At 71.6% G+C, this 20,145-nt stretch carries 17 protein-coding genes; 10 read left to right on the top strand and 7 right to left on the bottom strand.

The genetic code is table 11. The features are described 5' to 3' along the window. Positions 1 to 4: 4 nt before the first annotated feature. A complete protein-coding gene (locus ACIBST_RS42965; RefSeq protein ID WP_397179255.1) occupies positions 5 to 973 on the top strand; it encodes a hypothetical protein in 969 nt (322 codons plus the stop codon). Continuing rightward, a complete protein-coding gene (locus ACIBST_RS42960; protein WP_397179254.1) occupies positions 970 to 2,154 on the top strand; it encodes an adenylosuccinate synthetase in 1,185 nt (394 codons plus the stop codon). The genes ACIBST_RS42965 and ACIBST_RS42960 overlap by 4 nt, the downstream gene beginning before the upstream one ends. 41 nt (positions 2,155 to 2,195) lie before the next feature. On the opposite strand, the gene ACIBST_RS42955 is transcribed toward ACIBST_RS42960, so the two are convergent. Genes ACIBST_RS42955 through pdhA form a run of 3 tightly spaced genes read right to left on the bottom strand, consistent with a single transcriptional unit; the run spans position 2,196 to position 5,793 of the window. Then, on the bottom strand, positions 2,196 to 3,707 hold the full coding sequence (locus tag ACIBST_RS42955; RefSeq protein WP_397179253.1) for a dihydrolipoamide acetyltransferase family protein: 1,512 nt from the start codon (positions 3,705 to 3,707) through the stop codon (positions 2,196 to 2,198). Positions 3,708 to 3,724: 17 nt separating this feature from the next. Next, positions 3,725 to 4,705: an alpha-ketoacid dehydrogenase subunit beta gene (locus tag ACIBST_RS42950; RefSeq protein WP_352320500.1), complete on the bottom strand. Its 981-nt coding sequence runs from the start codon at positions 4,703 to 4,705 to the stop codon at positions 3,725 to 3,727. Then, entirely contained in the window at positions 4,702 to 5,793 is a 1,092-nt protein-coding gene (pdhA, locus tag ACIBST_RS42945; protein WP_352320498.1) for a pyruvate dehydrogenase (acetyl-transferring) E1 component subunit alpha, read from the bottom strand. The genes ACIBST_RS42950 and pdhA overlap by 4 nt, the downstream gene beginning before the upstream one ends. A gap of 228 nt (positions 5,794 to 6,021) precedes the next feature. Between pdhA and purS the strand changes: the two genes are divergently transcribed. The 4 genes from purS (at position 6,022) to purL (ending at position 9,951) form a co-directional block, all read left to right on the top strand. Beyond that, positions 6,022 to 6,267, top strand: coding sequence for a phosphoribosylformylglycinamidine synthase subunit PurS (gene purS / locus ACIBST_RS42940; protein ID WP_352320496.1), 246 nt, complete (start codon positions 6,022 to 6,024; stop codon positions 6,265 to 6,267). Between the two features lie 221 nt (positions 6,268 to 6,488). Continuing rightward, on the top strand, positions 6,489 to 6,878 hold the full coding sequence (locus ACIBST_RS42935) for an ATP-binding protein (RefSeq protein WP_397179252.1): 390 nt from the start codon (positions 6,489 to 6,491) through the stop codon (positions 6,876 to 6,878). Between the two features lie 140 nt (positions 6,879 to 7,018). Further along, the gene (purQ, locus tag ACIBST_RS42930; RefSeq protein WP_352361051.1) at positions 7,019 to 7,702 is read left to right on the top strand and encodes a phosphoribosylformylglycinamidine synthase subunit PurQ; all 684 of its coding nucleotides are present in this window, start codon (positions 7,019 to 7,021) and stop codon (positions 7,700 to 7,702) included. Continuing rightward, entirely contained in the window at positions 7,699 to 9,951 is a 2,253-nt protein-coding gene (gene purL / locus ACIBST_RS42925) for a phosphoribosylformylglycinamidine synthase subunit PurL (protein ID WP_397179251.1), read from the top strand. Before purQ ends, purL begins: the two co-directional genes overlap by 4 nt. A 110-nt stretch (positions 9,952 to 10,061) precedes the next feature. Here the strand turns inward: purL and ACIBST_RS42920 are convergent, their stop codons facing one another. Then, on the bottom strand, positions 10,062 to 10,970 hold the full coding sequence (locus ACIBST_RS42920; protein ID WP_397179250.1) for a hypothetical protein: 909 nt from the start codon (positions 10,968 to 10,970) through the stop codon (positions 10,062 to 10,064). A gap of 196 nt (positions 10,971 to 11,166) precedes the next feature. On the opposite strand from ACIBST_RS42920, the gene ACIBST_RS42915 reads away from it, so the two are divergent. Genes ACIBST_RS42915 through ACIBST_RS42905 form a run of 3 tightly spaced genes read left to right on the top strand, consistent with a single transcriptional unit; the run spans position 11,167 to position 15,389 of the window. Beyond that, positions 11,167 to 13,179, top strand: a complete 2,013-nt coding sequence (locus tag ACIBST_RS42915; protein WP_397179249.1) for an adenylate/guanylate cyclase domain-containing protein — start codon at positions 11,167 to 11,169, stop codon at positions 13,177 to 13,179. 32 nt (positions 13,180 to 13,211) lie between these two features. Continuing rightward, complete coding sequence (locus ACIBST_RS42910) at positions 13,212 to 13,874, top strand: Crp/Fnr family transcriptional regulator (RefSeq protein ID WP_397179248.1); 663 nt, start codon at positions 13,212 to 13,214, stop codon at positions 13,872 to 13,874. A gap of 45 nt (positions 13,875 to 13,919) precedes the next feature. Then, entirely contained in the window at positions 13,920 to 15,389 is a 1,470-nt protein-coding gene (locus ACIBST_RS42905; protein ID WP_397179247.1) for an MFS transporter, read from the top strand. Here the strand turns inward: ACIBST_RS42905 and ACIBST_RS42900 are convergent. Then, positions 15,350 to 16,096, bottom strand: coding sequence for a methylenetetrahydrofolate reductase (locus tag ACIBST_RS42900; protein ID WP_352320480.1), 747 nt, complete (start codon positions 16,094 to 16,096; stop codon positions 15,350 to 15,352). The two genes, ACIBST_RS42905 and ACIBST_RS42900, sit on opposite strands and share 40 nt — an antisense overlap. 10 nt (positions 16,097 to 16,106) lie before the next feature. Continuing rightward, a complete protein-coding gene (locus tag ACIBST_RS42895; RefSeq protein WP_397179272.1) occupies positions 16,107 to 16,760 on the bottom strand; it encodes a TetR/AcrR family transcriptional regulator in 654 nt (217 codons plus the stop codon). A 72-nt stretch (positions 16,761 to 16,832) separates the two neighbouring features. On the opposite strand from ACIBST_RS42895, the gene ACIBST_RS42890 reads away from it, so the two are divergent. Beyond that, complete coding sequence (locus tag ACIBST_RS42890; protein WP_397179246.1) at positions 16,833 to 18,254, top strand: MFS transporter; 1,422 nt, start codon at positions 16,833 to 16,835, stop codon at positions 18,252 to 18,254. On the opposite strand, the gene ACIBST_RS42885 is transcribed toward ACIBST_RS42890, so the two are convergent. Beyond that, positions 18,215 to 20,095: an ABC transporter ATP-binding protein gene (locus ACIBST_RS42885; RefSeq protein ID WP_397179245.1), complete on the bottom strand. Its 1,881-nt coding sequence runs from the start codon at positions 20,093 to 20,095 to the stop codon at positions 18,215 to 18,217. The two genes, ACIBST_RS42890 and ACIBST_RS42885, sit on opposite strands and share 40 nt — an antisense overlap. Between the last annotated feature and the right edge of the window lie 50 nt (positions 20,096 to 20,145).

Here is a 20,145-nt window from a genome sequence, read left to right as displayed (position 1 = left end):
TGCCATGGGCAGCGGAATCTGGTCCACGAACGTCTACGACTCCGCCGCGCGCTACCGCGCGGCCACCGGCTCCAGCGCCTTCGCCTACAGCGACGGCGGGGCCCGGCGCGTCCACCCCGACCTCGACCCCTTCGGCGTGACGCGGGAGAGCCGCGACTCGGCCGAGCACCCCGACTCGCTGGCCATCGCCGTGCTCTTCGACGTGACCGGCTCGATGCGCGCGGTCCCCCGCGCGCTGCAGACCCGCCTGCCCGACCTGCTCGGGCTGCTGCTGCGCAAGGGGTACGCCACCGACCCGCAGATCATGTTCGGCGCGATCGGCGACGCCACCTGCGACCGGGCGCCGCTGCAGATCGGCCAGTTCGAGTCCGACAACCGCATGGACGACCAGCTCGGCCTGATCCTGCTGGAGGGCGGCGGCGGCGGGCAGAAGCGCGAGTCCTACGAGCTGGCCCTGTACTTCATGGCCAGGCACACCTCGATCGACTGCCACGAGAAGCGCGGCAAGCGCGGCTACCTGTTCGTCATCGGCGACGAGATGCCCTACCAGCGGGTGTCCAGGAACCACGTCAAGGACCTCGTCGGCGACCGGCTGACCGCGCCGCTCGGGGTGGACGACGTCGTGGCCGAGCTGACCCGCAAGTACGACGTCTACTTCATCCTCCCGCAGGGGGCCAGCTACGCCGGCGACCCCGAGGTGCTCGACTCCTGGCGCCGCCTGCTCGGCCAGAACGTGCTTGAGCTGGACGACCTCGACGCCGTGTGCGAGACGATCGCGCTCACCGTCGGGCTCGGCGAGGACGCTATCGGCCTGGACGAGGGCCTGGCGGACCTGGCCGACCTGGGCTCGACGGCCGGCGCGTCGGTGTCGCGGGCCCTGGCCAGGCTCGACCGCGGCACGGTGGTCACCGCCGAGCCGCTCGACGGCCTCGACAGCGGCGGCGGGCGCGGGCTCGGCGGGCTCCGGTCGTGAACGAGCACCTGGTCGTCGTCGACCTCGGGTACGGCGACGCCGGCAAGGGCACGGTCGTGGACTGGGCGTGCGCCACGCTGCCCGTCCACGCCGTGGTCCGGTTCAACGGGGGCGCCCAGGCGGGGCACAACGTCGTCCTGGACGACGGGCGGCACCACACGTTCGCGCAGTTCGGCGCCGGGACGTTCCGGGGGGTTCGCACGCATCTCTCGCGGTTCGTGGTGGTCGATCCGCTGGCGTTGTCGGCCGAGGCGGAGCACCTGGCCCGGCTCGGCGTGCCCGACCCCTTCGGGCTGCTCACGGTGGACCGGGACTGCCTGCTGGCGACGCCGTACCACGTCGAGGCCGGGCGCAGGCGGGAGCTGGCGCGCGGGCGGGCGCGGCACGGGTCGTGCGGGATGGGCGTCGGGGAGACGATGGCGTACCACCTGGAGCACGGCGCGCTCGCGCCCCGGGCGGGCGACCCGCCGCGCGAGCTGACGCGGAAACTGACCGTGCTGCGGGAGACGCTGCGGGAGGCGCTGGGGGTCGAGGGGCCGCCGGTGGCCGACTGCGTGGCCGTCTACCGGGCGTTCGCCGAGCGGGTGCGGCTGGTGGACTCGTCGTACACCGCCGGGCTGGTCCGGCGGGGGCCGGTGGTGTTCGAGGGCGCGCAGGGCGTGCTGCTGGACGAGCAGTGGGGGTTCGACCCGTACACGACGTGGAGCACGGCCACCTTCGCCAACGCGCTGGAACTGCTGGACGGGGCCGGCGCGGCCCGGCTCGGCGTGTTGCGGACCTACACCACCCGGCACGGCCCTGGCCCGCTGGTGACCGAGGACCCGGCCCTGGAGCTGCCCGAGCCGCACAACGTGACGGGGCCGTGGCAGGGAGCCTTCCGCCGCGGGCACTTCGACGCGGTCGCCCACCGGTACGCGGCCGAGGCGGCCGGCGGCGTGGACGGTCTCGCGCTCACCCACCTCGACGCGGACGTCTCCCGCATGTGCGTGCGCTACGACCGGCCCGTCACGTTCGCCGAGCCGGACCGTACGGCCCGGCTGCTGCGGGCCGCGCCGGTCTACGAGGACGGTGTATCAGACTGGCCCGCGGCGGTCTCTCATGTCGTGGGCGCGCCCGTGTGGCTGGAGTCGTACGGCCCCCGCGCGCGGGACAAGAAGGCGCCCTGGCCGAGCCTGCGGTGACCGCCGGGGAGAGGGGCCCTCCCGGCGGTCGCCGCCCGGCTTCAGCCCCAGGCCAGCATGCGGAGCGGGTCCTCCAGCATCGCGCCGACGTCGCGCAGGAACATCGAGCCCAGCTCGCCGTCGACGATCCGGTGGTCGAAGCTGAGCGCGAGGGTGGTCACCTTGCGCACCGCCAGCTCGCCGTCGACCACCCACGGCATGTCCCTGACCTGGCCGAAGGCCAGGATGGCCGACTCGCCCGGGTTGAGGATGGGGGTGCCGGCGTCGACGCCGAACACGCCCACGTTGGTGATGGTGATCGTCCCGCCCGCCATCTCGGCCGGCTGGGTGCGGCCCGCCCTGGCCGTCTCCGCCAGCGCGCCCAGTTGCCTGGCCAGCTCGGGGAGCGGGAGGGCGTGGGCGTCCTTGATGTTGGGCACCACGAGGCCGCGCGGGGTGGCCGCGGCGATGCCCAGGTTCACGTAGTGCTTGACCACGATCTCCTGGGCCGCCTCGTCCCAGGACGAGTTGATCATCGGGTACCGCCTGACCCCGGTGAGCAGGGCCCGGCAGACCAGGAGCAGCGGGGAGACCTTGACCTCGGCGAAGTCGGGCAGCGCCCGCAGCCGCCGGACCGCCTCCATGGTCTCCGTCACGTCCACCTGGAGGAACTCGGTGACGTGCGGGGCCGTGAAGGCGCTGGCCACCATCGCCTGGGCGGTCATCTTGCGCACGCCCTTGACGGGCACGCGCTCCTCCCGCCGCTGGGGCTCGGCCTGCCGGACGGGCTCGGGCGCCGCCTGGAGACCGCCCTGCGCGGCGGCGTGCACGTCGTCGCGGGTGATGGAGCCCTGGGGGCCGGTGCCGGTGAGCGTGGCGAGGTCGACGCCCAGGTCCTTGGCCAGCTTGCGGACCGGCGGCTTGGCCAGCACGGCCACGCGGCCGGGACCGGCCGGCGCGGCCCCGGCGGGCGCGGCGGCGGGGACGGCCTCGGCCGGGCGGGCCGTCGGAGCCGGGCCGGGCACCTCCACGCGGGCCGGGTTGGCCACGGGCGCGGCCGGGATCGGCTCCGCCGGCTGCTTGCGGGGACGGCGCTTGGAGGCGCCGGTCTTGACCCCGTAGCCCACCAGGACCGCCTGCCGCTCCTCCTTGGGGGCGGGGCTGCCGTGGGCGCCTGGCTCGACCGCGCCCTCCTCCGGCGGCTTGGGGACCATGTCGTCGGCCAGCGCCTTCAGACCCTGATCGGCAGGGCCCTGATCGGCAGGGCCCTGATCGGCGGGGCCCTGATCGGCCAGAGTCTGGCCGGTGGGGCCCTGGCCGGCGCCGCCCGTCTCGCCGCCGGTGTCCACGGCGACGATCGGCGTGCCGACGTCGACCGTGCGGCCCTCCTCGACCAGCACGCCCGCGACCACGCCGTCCCAGGGGATCGGCAGCTCGACGATGGACTTGGCGGTCTCGATCTCCACCACTATCTGGTTGACCTTGACCTCGTCGCCCGGCCGCACGTGCCAGCGGACGATCTCGGCCTCGGTCAGCCCCTCCCCGACGTCGGGAAGCTTGAACTCGCGTCGCATGGAAGCGCGTCCCCCTTTCAGAACCCGAAGGCGCGGTCGACGGCGTGCAGCACCCGGTCCAGGTCGGGCAGGTAGTGCTCTTCGAGCTTCGACGGCGGGTAGGGGGTGGAGAAGCCGCCGACCCGCAGGACGGGCGACTCCAGGTGGTAGAAGCACTGCTCGGTGATCCGGGCCGCCAGCTCGGCGCCGAAGCCGCTGTAGACGGGCGCCTCGTGCACCACGACCACCCGGCCGGTGCGGCGTACCGACTCCATGACCAGCGGCTCGTCCAGCGGGTTGAGCGAGCGCAGGTCGATCACCTCCAGCGAGCGGCCGTCGTCCTCGGCGGCCGCGGCGGCCTCCAGGCAGGTCTTGACCATCGGGCCGTAGGCCAGCAGCGTGACGTCGGAGCCGGGCCGGACGACCGTGGCCTTGTCGAACGGCGTCCACCAGTCGGTCGAGGCCGTGTCGATGTCGGCCTTCTCCCAGTAGCGGCGCTTGGGCTCGAAGAAGATGACCGGGTCGTCGCTCCGGATGGCCTGCTGGATCATGGTGTAGGCGTCGGCCGGGTTGGAGCAGGCCACCACGCGCAGGCCGGCCGTGTGCGCGAAGTACGCCTCGGGCGACTCGCTGTGGTGCTCGACCGCGCCGATGCCGCCGCCGCACGGGATGCGCACGACGACGGGCAGCTTGATCGCGCCGAGCGAGCGCATCGGCATCTTGGCGAGCTGCGTGATGATCTGGTCGGCCGCCGGGAACACGAACCCGTCGAACTGGATCTCGCACACCGGCCGGTAGCCGCGCAGCGCCAGGCCGATCGCGGTGCCGATGATGCCGGACTCGGCGAGCGGCGTGTCGATGACCCGGTCTTCGCCGAAGTCCTTCTGCAGGCCGTCGGTGACGCGGAAGACGCCGCCGAGCTTGCCGACGTCCTCGCCCATGATGAGGACCTTGGGGTCGTCCTCCATGGCGCGGCGCATGCCCTCGTTAAGCGCCTTGGACAGGCTCAACACCGTCATTTCTCGAAGCCCTCCAAGTAGGCGGCGAACTGAGCGCGCTCCCCGTCGATGAGCGCGTGGGGCTCGCGATAGACGTGGTCGAAGATATCGAGCGGCTCGGGGTCGGGCATCGCCAGGCACCGCCTGCGCAGGTCGGCGCCGAGCTGGTCGGCCTCGGCCGTCACGGCGTCGAAGAAGCCCTGGTCGGCCAGCTCGTTGCGGAACAGGTACGACTTGACCCGCTCGATCGGGTCCTTCAGCTTCCACGCCTCCAGCTCGCTGGCCACCCGGTAGCGGGTCGGGTCGTCGGTCGTGGTGTGGGCGCCCATCCGGTACGTGAACGCCTCGATCAGCGTCGGCCCCTGTCCCGTACGGGCGGCTTCGAGCGCCTTCCTGGTCACCGCGAGGCAGGCGAACACGTCGTTGCCGTCGACCCTGATGCCCGGGAAGCCGAAGCCGGAGGCCCGGCGGTAGAGGGGGATGCGGCTCTGCTTCTCCAGCGGCTCGGAGATGGCCCACTGGTTGTTCTGGCAGAAGAAGACGACGGGCGCGTTGAACACGCTGGCCCAGATGAACGACTCGTTCACGTCGCCCTGGCTGGTGGCGCCGTCGCCGAAGTAGACGATCGTGGCGGCGGAGGCGTCGTCGCGCTGGATGCCCATGGCGTAGCCGACCGCGTGCAGGGTCTGGCTGCCGATCACGATCGTGTACAGGTGGAAGTTGTGCTCCTCGGGGTCCCAGCCCCCGTGGTTGACGCCCCTGAACAGGCCGAGCAGCTTGACCGGGTCGACGTCGCGGCACCAGGCGACGCCGTGCTCGCGGTAGGTGGGGAAGGCCATGTCGGAGTCGGTGAGCGCGCGGCCCGAGCCGATCTGGGCGGCCTCCTGGCCGAGCAGCGAGGCCCAGATGCCCAGCTCGCCCTGACGCTGCAACGCCACGGCCTCCAGGTCGATGCGCCGGACGAGCACCAGGTCGCGGTAGAGCGACCTGACCTCTTCGGCCGTCAGGTCTATGTCGTAGTCGGGATGCTCGACCCTCACTCCCTCGGGGGTGAGCAACTGCACGAGCTCAGGGGGTGCTTCGGCACCACGAGAGGCGTCGACTGTCACGTGCCGCTCCTGTGCGATCGGGGCCGGTGTCGATGGGGTCGCCACCTGAGGCCAGCCGTGTGTGCGTGCGAACCATGTGGTGGTGGTTCATACGCGTTTGGGGACATCGTGGCAGACGTCACAGCCCTCCGCGCAAGCCCCATGTCCTCCCCGTTCCCGTTGTGTTGACGGCCATGCGCGCCGGTAGGCTTGCTTTCCCAAGCACCCACTCCACCCAGGAGGAACGTAGTGGCGCGCGTCATCGTCGACGTCATGCTCAAGCCCGAGATCCTCGACCCGCAGGGCCAGGCCATCGCCAGGGCGCTGCCGAGGCTCGGTTTCTCCGGCGTCTCGGCGGTCCGTCAGGGCAAGCGGTTCGAGGTCGAGCTGGAGGGCCCGGCCGACGAGGCGGCCCTCGACGAGGTACGGAAGATGGCCGAGACACTCCTGGCCAACACCGTGATCGAGGACTACAGCGTCCGGGTTGAGGGGTAGAAGGCACATTTGATGCCTGGTTTTACCCCTGGTGAGTTAAAGTCGCGTTCGGGCATGCCACAATGCCACGGGCGTGCCAACACTAAATAACAACAACGTGATTTTGCGGTTAGCCCCGATTTCACAGGGAAACCTACTCCAGGTGACATTCCGGAGCCCGGAGGAGTCCGGTGGATATTGAGTTCTCGTTGGCGCTGCCTCGGGATGCGATCGGCATACCGATGGTCAGGCGAGTGCTTGGCGACGCGATGCGATCACTCAACGTGAGTGAGACCTGCATCGCCGACATGCTGCTCGCCGTCTCCGAGGCGTGCTCCAACGCGGTGCGACACGGCGGCCCCGCCAACCGTTACGAGGTCTCGGCGTCGATCGGCTACGGCCGCTGCGACGTGCGCGTCGCCGACAGCGGCGACGGCCTCCCGTCGATGCCGCTGCACTTCCCTCCACCCGACACCGAGAACGGCCGCGGCCTGCTCATCATGCGGTCCGTCGTGGACGAGATCTCCTTCGGCACCACGCCCGGCCGCGGCACGACGGTCCACCTGCGCAAGACGCTCGCCTGGGACGACGAGGCCGAAGGCGCCCGTCACCGCGAGCTGGCCGCCGTCTGACCGCTGTCCGACCCGGGGCCGACCCGCTGCCCGGAACACAGCCGCGCACCCGATAATCTGAGTACACCGCCGTAGACCGCCGTCCGCCCCCAAAGAGACGGTGGCACGCGCGTGCGCATTCCTCGGAGGGGACGACTGTCATGAGCGCTGCCCGTGTGGGCGTAGTCACGTTTCCAGGAACTCTCGACGACCAGGACGCCGCCAGAGCCGTGCGCCTCGTGGGCGCGCAGGCGGTCCCGCTGTGGCACGCCGACCACGACCTGAAGGGAGTCGACGCCGTCTTCCTGCCCGGCGGCTTCTCCTACGGCGACTACCTGCGTTGCGGCGCGATCTCCAAGTTCGCCCCGCTGATGGACGAGCTCGTCCCGGCCGCCAAGGCCGGTCTGCCGGTCATCGGCACCTGCAACGGCTTCCAGATCCTCTGCGAGGCCCACCTGCTGCCCGGCGCGCTCACCCGCAACGCCTCGCTCCACTACGTCTGCCGCGACCAGCGGCTCACGGTGGAGCAGACCGCCACCGCCTGGACCGGCTCCTTCGAGCGCGGCCAGGAGATCGTGCTGCCGGTCAAGCACGGCGAGGGCCGTTACGTCGCCTCCGAGGAGACGCTGGCCGAGCTGGAGTCCGGCGGCCACGTCGTCGTGCGCTACGCCGGGGGCAACCCCAACGGCTCGCTCAACGACATCGCCGGCATCCGCAACGAGGCGGGCAACGTGGTCGGCCTCATGCCGCACCCCGAGCACGCCGTGGAGGAGCTGGTCGGCGCGCCGAGCACCGACGGGCTCGGCTTCTTCACGTCCATCCTGAAGAATCTGGTGAACGCATGAGCACCGACAACGTCAAGCGGGCCGCCGAGACCCCCGACGAGCCGATGCCCTTCGCCGAGCTGGGGATGAAGCAGGACGAGTACGACCGGGTCAAGGCGATCCTGGGTCGCCGTCCCACCGGCTCGGAGCTGGCCATCTACAGCGTCATGTGGTCCGAGCACTGCTCGTACAAGTCGTCCAAGGTGCATCTGCGGCAGTTCGCCACCAAGGCGCCCAAGTCCGAGGCGCTGCTCGTGGGCATGGGCGAGAACGCGGGCGTCGTCGACATCGGCGACGGCTGGGCGGCCACGTTCAAGATCGAGTCGCACAACCACCCGTCCTACGTCGAGCCGCACCAGGGCGCGGCCACCGGCGTCGGCGGGATCGTGCGCGACATCATGTCGATGGGCGCCCGCCCGATCGCCGTCATGGACGCGCTGCGCTTCGGCGGCGCCGACGCCGTGGACACCCGGCGGGTGCTGCCCGGCGTGGTCGAGGGCATCAGCCACTACGGCAACTGCCTGGGCCTGCCCAACATCGGCGGCGAGGTCGTCTTCGACCCCTGCTACATCGGCAACCCGCTGGTCAACGCGCTGTGCGTCGGCCTGCTGCGCAAAGACCAGATCAAGCTGGCCACCGCGCCGGGGCCGGGCAACCAGGTCGTGCTGTTCGGCGCGTCCACGGGTCCCGACGGCATCGGCGGCGCGTCCGTGCTGGCCTCGGCGACGTTCGAGGACGAGTCGCAGGCCAAGCGGCCCGCCGTGCAGGTGGGCGACCCGTTCATGGAGAAGCTGCTCATCGAGTGCTGCCTGGAGCTCTACGCGGCCGACGTGGTCGTCGGCATCCAGGACCTCGGCGCGGCCGGCGTCTCCTGCGCCACGACCGAGCTGGCCGCCAAGGGCACCGGCGGCATGAAGGTCGACCTCAACCTGGTCCCGCTCCGCGACTCCTCGCTCAAGCCCGAGGAGATCCTGATGAGCGAGTCCCAGGAGCGGATGATGGCCGTGGTCCGGCCCGACGACATCCCCGCGTTCATGGCGATCTGCGCCAAGTGGGACGTCCCGGCCACCGTCATCGGCGAGGTCACCGACACCGGCCGCCTGGTGATGACCTGGGACGGCGAGATCATCGTGGACATCCCGCCGGGCACCGCCGCCGACGAGGGCCCGGTCTACGAGCGTCCCTACCACGAGCCGGCCGGGCAGGGCGCGCTCAACGCCGACACCCCCGACCGGCTGGCGCGCCCCGACGACCTGCGGGCCACCCTGCTGCAGCTCCTCGGCTCGCCCAACCTGGCCTCCAAGGAGTGGGTGACCTCCCAGTACGACCGCTACGTCCGCTCCAACACCGTGCTGGCCCAGCCCGCCGACGCCGGGATGCTGCGCATCTCCGAGGTCATCGCCGGGGCCGAGCCGACGACGCGGGGCATCGCGCTGTCCACCGACGGCAACGGCCGTTACGCCAAGCTCGACCCCTACGCGGGGGCGCAGCTCGCGCTGGCCGAGGCGTACCGGAACGTGGCCGTGACCGGCGCCAAGCCGCTCGCCGTCACCAACTGCCTCAACTTCGGCTCGCCGGAGGACCCCGAGGTCATGTGGCAGTTCGCCGAGGCCGTACGCGGGCTCGCCGACGCCTGCCGCACCCTCGGCGTGCCGGTGACCGGCGGGAACGTCTCCTTCTACAACCAGACGGGCTCGACGGCCATCAACCCCACGCCGGTCGTGGGCGTGCTCGGCGTCATCGACGACGTGGCCAAGCGGGTGCCGTCCGGGTTCACCGCCGAGGGTCTGCGGGTGGTGCTGCTCGGCGACACCGCCGAGGAGTTCGGCGGCTCGGAGTGGGCGCACGTGGCCCACCGCCACCTGGGCGGCCTGCCGCCGCACGCCGACCTGGAGGCCGAGCAGGCGCTGGCGACCGTGCTGGTCGAGGCCGCCGCCCGCGGGCTGCTGGAGGGGTCGCACGACCTGTCCGACGGCGGGCTGGCCGTGGCTCTGGCCGAGTCGTGCCTGGCCCGCGGCATCGGGGCCACGGTGGCGCTGAGCGGCGAGCCGTTCACCGACCTGTTCAGCGAGTCGGCCGCGCGGGCCCTGGTCGTGGTGCGGCCGGAGGCGTTCGAGGAGTTCGCGGCGCTGTGCGGGCGGCACGAGGTGCCGTGCTACGGGCTCGGGGTCACCGGCGGGGCGTCGCTGGTGGTCGAGGGCGTGTTCGAGGTGGGGGTCGAGGAGCTCCGCGAGACCCACTCGGCGACGCTTCCGGCGCTGTTCGGCTGACGTTCGCAACGAGAAGGGCCGGTGCGGGATGACCCCGCACCGGCCCTTTCAGCGTTGTCAGACCTTCTTGGTCATTCGACCTTCTCTGGTCGTCAGACCTTCTCTGGTCGTCAGACCTTCTTGATGCAGACGACGAACACCTTGCCGGAGACGCTGGTGCCGTTGTTGCCGCCACCGTGGCTCTGGGTGCTCTGCGTGTCGGCGGTGAGGTTGTTGCCGCCGCCGTTGTCGTCCTTGGCGACGGTGACCGTCCAGCCGGAGGCGCCGGGGTAGCTGCCCATGACTTCGGCGTTCTTCAGGGTGCCGAAGGAGAAGCCGCCGCCGGTGGGGGTGCCGCCCTTGTCGCAGGAGGCGGTCACCGAGCCGAGGCCGTTGATGGAGGCGTCGTTGGTGTAGGTGGCGTACGTGGCGCCGGCGCCGTCCTTGCCGGGCTCACCCTTGGGGCCCTGGGGACCCTGGGGGCCCGCCGGGCCGCGCTCGCCGTCCTTGCCCGGGAGGCCGTTCTTGCCGTCCTGGCCGTTCTTGCCGGGAAGACCGTCCTTGCCGTCCTTGCCGGGAAGGCCCTGCTTGCCGTCCTGGCCGTCCTTGCCCGGGAGGCCGTCCTTGCCGTCCTTGCCGGGGAGGCCCTGCTTGCCGTCCTGGCCGTCCTTGCCGGGGAGACCCTGCTTGCCCTGGGGGCCCACCGGGCCCGTGTCGCCCTTCGGGCCCTGCGGGCCCTGCGCGCCGGTGTCGCCCTTGAGGCCCTGCTTGCCCTGGGGGCCCTGGTCGCCCTTGGGGCCGGAGGTGCCGCCGTTCAGCTGCGTCGTGCTGCCGCCGATCACGATCCGCTCTTCGGTCTTGCGGCACGGCGTGGTCGGGTTGACGATGCGGACGTACCGCGTCTTCTTGTGCACGCAGGCGTACACCTCGCTCGCCGCCGACGAGGCGGTGGCCACGCCACCGACGGCGAGGAGCGAGGCGGCGAGCGCTCCGACAGTGGCGAGGGTGAGCGTACGCCCACCGCGAACCTTGATAGCCACGGCTTTCCTTCCAGGGAACGAGTGATGCTCAGGTGATGCATGAGATTCACGTTTCAACCGTTCCAAAGGTTGACAGAAACTACATAACGTATTTGTCACGAAACGGAGGGTTACTGACCGGATTGACCGACTGTCGTCGTCGCAGTGGGTAAAAGGACGCATTGGCGGCGGCGATCCCGCGTGCATAATCGGGTCTGTGCCCAGCACCTACCTGCCGCCGGCCACGCAGCCCGTCCGAGGCGTGGTCTGGGTCATCCACCTCGCCCTTCCCCTGCTGGGGCTCTGGTTGCTGCTCGCCCAGCCGCACCTCAACGTCGTCTGGCAGCACAACGCGGGGCACTTCTGGATGATCCTCGCGGTGGCCGGGATCAACGTGGCGCTCGGCGGGCTGATCACCGAGGCCGCGCGCCGCCGTCAGGACGCCCGGCTCTTCCTGGTCTCCATGGTGTTCCTCAGCAGCGCGGGCTTCTTCCTCCTGCACGGCCTGGCCACCCCCGGGATCATCCTGCCGACCGGCTCGCTGGGCTTCGACCTCGGCCAGCAGGTGGGGCTCACCATCGCCTCGATGTTCGCGTTCGCCTCGGCCCTGCCGCTGGGCGAGCGGGCCGCCAGGAGCGTCCTGGCGGGGCAGCACTTCCTCCGGGCGGTGCTGTTCGGGTTCATGCTGCTGTGGGCGCTGGTCTCGCTGGTGCCCGAGCTGACCGAGCTCAGCCGGCCGCCGCCGGTCGCGCCGATGAGCTGGCTGGGCCCTGCCTCGATCCCCGGCGTCCTGCTGTACGGCGCGGCCGGCGTGCTGATGTTCCTGCTGCATCGCCGCCGTCCGTCGGCCATGCTGGTCAGCCTGATCACCGCGTACGCGCTGCTGGCCGAGGCGATGGTCGCCGGGATGTCGCAGCTCAACTGGCACCTGACGTGGTGGGAGTGGCACGCGCTGCTCACCCTCGCCTTCGTGTTCGTGGCCTACAGCGCCTACCTGCAGTTCCGGCGCGAGGGGTCGAGCGCGGGGCTGTTCGACTCGGTGACGCTGGCGGCGACCGTCGCCCGCCTCCAGCAGGACTACGACCAGGCCCTGGAGGAGCTGGTCGAGCACGTACGCCGGGGCGAGCCGCTGGCCGCGGCCCGGTTGTCGGGCAAGTTCCGGCTCAACGAGAGCCAGGCCGCCGTGCTCGACCGGGCCGGGACGGCGCTGGCCCACGAGCGTGAGCTGTCGGAGCGGCTGGCCGCGCTGGTGGCGGTGAGCGCGCAGACCCGCGTGGGCCTGCCGGAGGGCGAGCTGCTGACCACCGCGCTCGACCGGGTCAGGCAGGCGTACGGAGACGTCAAGATCGCACTGGTGTCGGAGGGGAAGACCCAGATCGGCTCCCGCGCGTACGAGTTCGAGGGCGACGCCCCGATCCGCCGCGACCACCGGCTGGCCTACCCGCTCACGGTCAGGGGCCATCTCGCCGGCGTGCTGGAGGTGCCGGTGGGCCGCGGCGGCCACGACGAGGCGCTGGCCGCCACGCTCGCCGGCCAGTTGTCCATCTCGCTGGAGAACGCCCGCCTCTACCAGGAGCTGGACACCCTCTTCCGCCAGTACATGTCGCCCGACGTGGCCAACGCCCTGCTCGCCGACCCGGCGCGGGCGGCGCTCGGCGGCGAGCTGCGGGAGCTGACCGCGCTCTTCGCCGACCTCAAGGGGTTCACCTCGTTCTCCGAGCAGGTCGCGCCCGGCGAGATCGTCGAGATGCTCAACCGCTACCACACGGCCGCCGTCCCGTGCGTGCTGAACAACGGCGGCACGATCGTGCAGTTCGTCGGCGACGCGATGCTGGCCCTGTTCAACGCGCCCGCCCCGCAGGCCGGTCACGCCAGGGCGGCCTGCCGGGCCGCGCTGGAGATGCAGCGGGCCGCCGCCGAGGTGGCCGAGGAGATGGCCTGGAGACGCGTGGACGAGGTGGAGTGGCCGACCTTCCGGGTGGGCGTCAACACCGGCCCCGCGCTGGTCGGCAACATCGGCAGCCCCGAGTTACGCGGCTTCAACGCGATGGGCGACTGCGTCAACGTGGCCGCCAGGCTCCAGGCCCTGGCCGAGCCGGGGACGGTGGTGATCGGCGAGACGACCCTCAGGCAGCTCGGCCGCGACGCCTCGGTGAACGCCCTCGGACGGCTCAGCCTCAAGGGCAGGGAGGAACTCGTGGCCGCGTACGTTCTGACTGGAATGCCATAGAACGGCAATAGCCGTGCGTACATAATCGGCGCATGGATCCAGAGCCCGGCGAGTTCCTCTCCATGCTCACCGCCGAGGAGATCGAGGCGCTGCGCGCCGCCGGGCGCCCGCGCCGGTGGGACCGCGGCACGACGGTGATCACCGAGGGCGACACGGCCGACTGGGTGCTCGTGCTGACGGAGGGCCGCGTCAAGGTGTCCTCGCACACCAGCAGCGGCACCGAGGTGGTCCTCGCGGTACGCGGTCCAGGGGCGCTGCTGGGCGACATGTCGGCCGTGGACGGCTCGCCCCGCTCGGCCACCGTGACCGCGCTGGAGCCGATCCAGGGCATCGTGGTCCGCGACTTCAGCGGCTTCCTGGCCGCGCACGGCCGCATCGCCGTCCTGCTCCTGCAGCTCCTCGTCGGCCGGCTGCGCGACGCCGACCGCAAGCGGGTCGAGTACGGCGCGTTCGACACCACCGGCCGGGTGGCGACCCGGCTGCTCGAACTGGCCGACCGGTACGGCGAGCGCACCAGCACCGGCGTGCGCGTGGCCCTGCCGCTCAGCCAGGACGAGCTGGCCGGCTGGACGGGTTCCTCGCGGGAGGCGGTCAGCAAGGCGCTGCGGAGCCTGCGCGACCGCGGGCTGATCGAGACCGGCCGGCGCCGGGTGGTCATCCACGACGTCGAGGGGTTACGCAAGCGAGCCAGGTGACCCCTGGTACAAAACGGACGTACGTCGTACGTCATAGTGGGAGGCATGGTCGCGGTCACCCCCGAAGCCGGCACCCGCATGCGCTACGCCTGGCGCGTGTGCTCGGTCACCAGCCTGGGCCTCGTCCTCATCGGCATCGCCGGCAGCACGCTCAACGTCGCGCTGCCGACCGTCGTGCGGCACTTCCACGCCGACGCGACGCAGTCGGGATGGATCCTGCTGGCGTTCCTGCTGGTCAACACCGCGAGCCTGGTGTTCTTCGGCCGGGTCGCCGACCTGCTCGGCAGGCGCGAGGTGTACCTGGCGGGCTTCGCCCTGTTCACCGTGGCCTCGCTGCTGGCCGGGCTGTCGCCGGACGTCTGGTTCCTGGTCGGCATGCGCGTGCTCCAGGCGATCGGCTCGGCCATGATCCTGGCCAACGGCACGGTGATCATCACCGACGCGTTCCCGCCCGAACGGCTCAGCCAGAGCATGGGCGTCTACATCGGCACGCTGTCGGTGGCCCAGCTCGCCGGCCCGACGCTCGGCGGCCTGATCGCCGAGACCGCCGGCTGGCAGTGGATCTTCTGGGTGAACGTGCCCGCCGGGCTGGTCGCGCTCGGCTGGGGCGCGGTGATCCTGCGCAAGATGCCGAAGAGGCCCAGGCAGCCGGTGGACGCGCTCGGCAACGTGCTGGTGTTCGCCGCGCTGTCGGCCGTGCTGCTGGCGGTCAACGAGGCCGGGTCGGGCGGCCTGACCAGCCCGGTCGTCCTGACGGGGGCGGCGCTGTTCGTGCTGCTGGTGCCGCTGATCGTGCTGGCCGAGCGGCGCTCATCGAACCCGGTGCTGGACCTGCGGCTGTTCGGCGGCCGGCTGCTGGCCTACGCGAACCTGGCCTCCTTCTGCAACGCGCTCGCGCGGTCCGCGCTGATCCTGGTGGTCGCGCTCTACTTCCAGGCGGCGCGCGGGCTCGACGCGTTCTCGGCCGGGCTGAGCGTGCTGCCGGTGCCGGTGGGCATCGGGCTGGCCTCGCCGATCGCGGGGCTGCTCGGGCCGCGGGTCTCGCCGTACGGGCTGTCGATCGGCGGCGCGGCGATGAGCGCGCTCGGGCTCGGCGCGCTCATGCTGACGGCCGACCCGGCGACGCCGTACTGGGTGACGGGGATCGCCCTGTTCGTGGCCGGCTGCGGCAGCGGGACGTTCCTGACCGGCAACACCACCCAGGTCATGGCCGCCCTGCCGAGCGGCAGCCTGGGCGTGGTCAACGGCTTCCGCGTCATGATCATGAACGTCGGCATCGTGATCAGCGTGGGCCTGTCGCTCAGCGTCGTGACCAGCTCGGTGGGCCCGGCGCTGCGCGCCCAGGTGTACGCCGGCACGCTGTCCACGCTCTCCCCGGTGGCCGTCGGGCAGCTCATGGACGGCTTCCAGCGGGCGTACGCGGTGCTGTTCGCCGTGGCGCTGGCCGGCGCGGTGCTGGCCGCGCTCGCCAGGTCTCAGAGGGCTCCGGCGAGCCTGGACTCCACGTCGCGGTAGCGCGAGACCGGGATGAGGTGCACGCCGTCGAACGCGCCCGAGTCGCGCAGCGCGAACACCTGCTCGCAGGCCGCCTCGACGCCCGCCATGCGGTCGGCGGCCACCCGCTCGACCAGCTCGCCGGGCAGGGCGATGTCGGGGATGGCGGCGGCCAGCGTACGGGCGTGGCGCTCGCTGGCCAGCACCATGACGCCCGCGTAGACCGGCACGTCGACCTGATTGGCCTCGCGCCACCGGACCTGCGCCTCGACCGAGAAGCTGACCTGGGCGAACAGGAAGTCGGCCGCGCGCTTCCATGCGGGCAGCGGGCGCAGCCCGGCCGCCGCGCCGACGCGGAAGGCCGGCGAGAAGCCCCTGGCCTCCTCGATCATCGAGCGGACCGTCAGGTCGCTGGTCCGGCTGCCGCTGGCGGGCTTGTCGCCGTGGACGAACAGGAACTGGTCGACGCCGTACGCCGCGGCCGTCAGCAGGTCGCGGTGGAAGCCGAGCAGGTTGCGGTCGCGGGAGTTGAGACAGGCGATGCTGCGCCCGCCCATCGCCTCCACCTCGTGGGCCACGGCCACGCTGGACACGGTGGCCCGGCCGATGTGGTTGTCGGGGATCAGGAACGAGTGGGCGACCTGGCTGAGCGTGCCGATCTGGTGGCGTACGCGCTTCAGATCGGGCTTGGTGGGCGGTTCGATCTCGCAGACCAGCTCGAAAGGCATGATCCCGACCCTAACGCCCGGCGGCCAGCGCCTCGATGCCGCGCAGCACGAGATCGACGCCGAAGGAGTCGTAGAAGGCCGGGTCGGCGCTCGCGACCAGCGGTGAGGCCATCTCGACCAGGTGCGGATACTTCTCGGGCGGCAGCGACTGGAGGCCGGCCCGCTTGACCCTGACCATCTCGGCGATCTCCTCGCCGGTCCGGCCCGCCTTGAGGTGCACGGGCGCGTCGGCGATCGCCAGGGCGCTCTGCAGCAGGTACTTGGTGATCAGGCAGCTCTCCTCCACGTCGAACCCGGCCGTACGGGCCAGGCCCAGCGCCTTGTCCCAGACGACCAGGAAGTTCGGGACGGAGATCGGGTCGATCTGCTCGATGACGTTCTTGGCGCAGGGATGGGTGCGCAGAACCCTGATGAGCCCCTGCGTCAGGTCGCGGAGCTGGTCCTGCCAGGGCCGCTCGTCGGCCGGCTCCGGCACGAAGCCGCCGATCAGGTGGTCGGCCATGCCGACCAGGAGCTGGTCCTTGTTCTTGAAGTGCCAGTAGAGGGCCATCGGCGTCACGCCCAGGTCGGTCGCCAGCCGGCGGATCGTCACGGCGTCGAGCCCCTCGGTGTCGCCGATCTCCAGCGCCCGCTCGGCGATGGCCCGTGCGCCCAGTTTTCCCATCACGGTTGACAACTATACGCCGTACAAGTTGAACTGTACGGCGTACAAGTACGGCGTATAGGGGGTTGCGACATGCGATGGTGGGCGCTGGGTGCCGTGACATTGGGCACCTTCATGACCTATCTCGACAACAACGTGGGGAACGTCGCGCTGCCGACGATCCAGCGGGAGCTCGGGCTGACGATCTCCGGGCTGGAGTGGATCGTGAGCTCGTACATCCTGGTCTTCGCCGGGCTCATGCTGGTCGGCGGCCGGCTCGCGGACCTGTTCGGGGCCCGCGTGGTGTTCCTGGCCGGGCTCTCGGTCTTCACCGCGGCCTCGCTGGGCGCCGGGCTGGCCACCTCGGGCGGCGCGCTGATCGCGGCGCGGGCCGTCCAGGGCGTGGGGGCGGCGCTGCTCACGCCCACGTCGCTCACCCTGATCAGCCAGATCTTCCCCCAGCCCGGCGAGCGCGGCAGGGCCGTGGGCGTCTGGAGCGCGTCCGGGGCGCTGTCCATGGCGCTCGGCCCGGCGGCCGGCGGTTTCATCAGCGAGCACCTGCACTGGGGCTGGATCTACCTGATCAACGTGCCGATCGGGATCGCCACCCTCGGCCTGGCCCTGTGGGCGGTCCGGCCGGCCTTCACCCGCCGTCGGCACCGGCTCGACCTGCCCGGCCTGGCCACCTCGGCGCTCGCGCTGGTCTCCCTCACCTACGCGCTCATCGAGGGCGACCGCGCCGGATGGACGTCGGCCGAGATCCTGGCGGCGTTCGGGCTCGCGGCGGCGGCCGCCCTGGCGTTCGCGCTGGTCGAGACGCGCTCCGAGCGCCCGATGATCGACCTGTCGCTCTTCCGCTCGCGGGTGTTCAGCGGCGGCGCGCTGACCATGGGCATCTGGTCGTTCGGCGTGTTCGGCATCTACTTCTTCAGCGCCCTGTGGCTGCAGAACGTGCTCGGCTTCTCCCCCACGCAGGCCGGCCTGGCGTTCGTGCCGATGGCCCTGGTCATGGCGGTCGTCGTCATCACGTCCCAGCGGATCTCCGCGCGGCTCGGCACCGGGCGCACGGTGGCGCTCGGCATGGCGCTCATGGGCGCGGCGATCTACCTGATCTCCGGCGTCGGCGCCGACGGCGACTACGCCGACGTGGCCCCCTGGTTCCTGCTCTACGGCCTCGGCGGCGGCCTGCTGGTGCCGCTGACCTCGGCGATCCTCGGCGGCCTGCCCAAGGACAGGGCGGGCGTGGCCTCAGGCGTGCTGAACGTCTCGCGCGAGGTGTTCGGCCTGCTCGGCATCACCGTGCTGGGCGCGATCCTCGGCTCCCGCCAGAGCGGGAGCGACCAGCCGCCGCTGGCCGCCTTCCTCGACGCCTACCAGTTCACGCTCGTCATCGCGGCGGTGATCGTGCTGGCCGCCGTCCCCCTCGGCCTGTACGCGCTGCGCCCGTCCCGCCGCCCGCCGGTTATGGACGAGCCTCAGGCCACCGCCCCCGCGACCGTCGGCTCGTCGAACTGAGTGCGGTACAGCTCCTCGTAGCGGCCGCCCATGGCCAGCAGTTCGGCGTGCGTGCCCCGCTCGGCCACGCGGCCGTCCTCGATCACCAGGATCTGGTCGGCCGCCCGCACGGTGGACAGCCGGTGCGCGATCACCACGGCGGTCCGGCCCGCCAGCGCCTCCCCCAGAGCCTCCTGGACGGCCGCCTCGGAGGTGGAGTCGAGCGCGGCGGTGGCCTCGTCCAGGATTACCACGCGCGGCCTGGCCAGCAGGAGCCGGGCGATCGTCAGCCGCTGGCGCTCGCCGCCGGACAGCCGGTAGCCGCGCTCGCCGACCACCGTGTCCAGGCCGTCGGGCAGCGACTCGATCAGCGTGCGCAGCCGGGCCCTGGACAGGGCGTCCCAGATCTCCTCCTCGCTCGCCGCCGGCCTGGCCAGCAGCAGGTTCTCCCTGATCGTTTCGTGGAAGAGGTGGCCGTCCTGGGTGACCATGCCGAGGGTGTCGCGGATGGCGTCGAAGGTCAGGTCCCGTACGTCCACGCCGCCGAGGCGGACCGCGCCGGAGTCGACGTCGTACAGCCTGGGCAGGAGCTGGGCGATCGTGGACTTGCCGGCCCCGGACGAGCCCACCAGCGCCACCATCTGGCCCGGCAGGGCCGTGAACGAGATGCCGTGCAGCACCTCCTCGCCGCCCCGCGAGTCCAGCGTGGCGACCTCCTCCAGCGAGGCCAGCGACACCTTGTCGGCGGCGGGGTAGGCGAAGCGCACGTCGTCGAACTCGACCGCGACCGGGCCCTCGGGGACGTCGCGGGCGCCGGCGCGCTCCTGGATCAGCGGCTTGAGGTCGAGGACCTCGAAGACCCGCTCGAAGCTGACCAGAGCGCTCATCACGTCCACCCGGGCGCTGGCCAGGGCGGTGAGGGGCGCGTAAAGGCGGGTCAGCAGCAGGGCCAGCGACACCACGGCGCCGGGTTCGAGCTGGTCGCGCAGGGCGTAGAAGCCGCCGAGGCCGTAGACGAGGGCCAGCGCCAGCGCCGAGACCAGGGTCAGGGCCGTGACGAACACCGACTGGTTCATGGCCGAGCGCACGCCGATGTCGCGCACCCGCCGCGCCCGCGCGGCGAACTCGGCCGACTCGCGCGCCGGACGGCCGAACAGCTTCACCAGCGTCGCGCCCGGCGCGGAGAACCGCTCGGTCATCTGGGTGCCCATGGCGGCGTTGTGGTCGGCGGCCTCGCGCCGCAGCCGCGCGATCCGGACGCCCATCCGCCGCGCGGGCAGCACGAACACGGGCAGGAGCAGCAGCGCGAGCAGCGTGATCTGCCAGGAGATGCCGATCATCACGGTGAGCGTCAGCACGAGCTGCACCAGGTTGCCCGCCACGCTGGACAAGGTGTCGGTGAAGGCGCGCTGCGCGCCGATCACGTCGTTGTTCAACCGGCTCACCAGCGCCCCGGTGCGCGTCCGCATGAAGAACGCGACCGGCATCCGCTGTACATGGTCGAAGACCGCCGTGCGCAGGTCGAGGATCAGCCCTTCGCCGATGGTGGCCGACTGCCAGCGGTTCAGCAGGCCGAGCCCGGCCTCGGCGAGCGCCAGGCCGGCGATCAGCAGCGCGACCACGACCACCACGCCGAGCGGCTCACCGTTGAAGATCGCGTCGACCACCCGCCCCGCGAGCAGCGGCGACACCACGGCCAAACCCGCCAGCACCACGCTGAGCACCAGGAACAGCACGATCCTGCGGCGGTGGGGACGGGCGAACCCGCCGATACGCCGGAGCGTCGCCCTGTTCAGCGGGCGACGCTCCGGCCGGTTGTTCATCGAGTAAAGCTGATGCCAGGCGGTCACTTCCATGCTCATGCATGGGAGACTATTTCCTCAAGTTAACTTGAGGTCAACTGGTTTTCGCC

Source organism: Nonomuraea sp. NPDC049684 (assembly GCF_044465345.1).
Classification (GTDB): domain Bacteria; phylum Actinomycetota; class Actinomycetes; order Streptosporangiales; family Streptosporangiaceae; genus Nonomuraea.
The sequence above is the reverse complement of the archived record's forward strand: the minus strand, read 5'-3'. Positions and strand labels throughout refer to the sequence as shown.

Bases quoted from the DNA above. Each gene is read 5' to 3' on its own strand.
- ACIBST_RS42965 (WP_397179255.1), top strand. From the start codon at position 5: ATGGGCAGCGGAATCTGGTCCACGAACGTCTACGACTCCGCCGCGCGC.
- ACIBST_RS42955 (WP_397179253.1), bottom strand. From the start codon at position 3,707: ATGCGACGCGAGTTCAAGCTTCCCGACGTCGGGGAGGGGCTGACCGAG.
- ACIBST_RS42950 (WP_352320500.1), bottom strand. From the start codon at position 4,705: ATGACGGTGTTGAGCCTGTCCAAGGCGCTTAACGAGGGCATGCGCCGC.
- ACIBST_RS42935 (WP_397179252.1), top strand. From the start codon at position 6,489: ATGGTCAGGCGAGTGCTTGGCGACGCGATGCGATCACTCAACGTGAGT.
- purQ (WP_352361051.1), top strand. From the start codon at position 7,019: ATGAGCGCTGCCCGTGTGGGCGTAGTCACGTTTCCAGGAACTCTCGAC.
- purL (WP_397179251.1), top strand. From the start codon at position 7,699: ATGAGCACCGACAACGTCAAGCGGGCCGCCGAGACCCCCGACGAGCCG.
- ACIBST_RS42910 (WP_397179248.1), top strand. From the start codon at position 13,212: ATGGATCCAGAGCCCGGCGAGTTCCTCTCCATGCTCACCGCCGAGGAG.
- ACIBST_RS42905 (WP_397179247.1), top strand. From the start codon at position 13,920: ATGGTCGCGGTCACCCCCGAAGCCGGCACCCGCATGCGCTACGCCTGG.
- ACIBST_RS42900 (WP_352320480.1), bottom strand. From the start codon at position 16,096: ATGCCTTTCGAGCTGGTCTGCGAGATCGAACCGCCCACCAAGCCCGAT.
- ACIBST_RS42895 (WP_397179272.1), bottom strand. From the start codon at position 16,760: ATGGGAAAACTGGGCGCACGGGCCATCGCCGAGCGGGCGCTGGAGATC.
- ACIBST_RS42890 (WP_397179246.1), top strand. From the start codon at position 16,833: ATGCGATGGTGGGCGCTGGGTGCCGTGACATTGGGCACCTTCATGACC.
- ACIBST_RS42885 (WP_397179245.1), bottom strand. From the start codon at position 20,095: ATGAGCATGGAAGTGACCGCCTGGCATCAGCTTTACTCGATGAACAAC.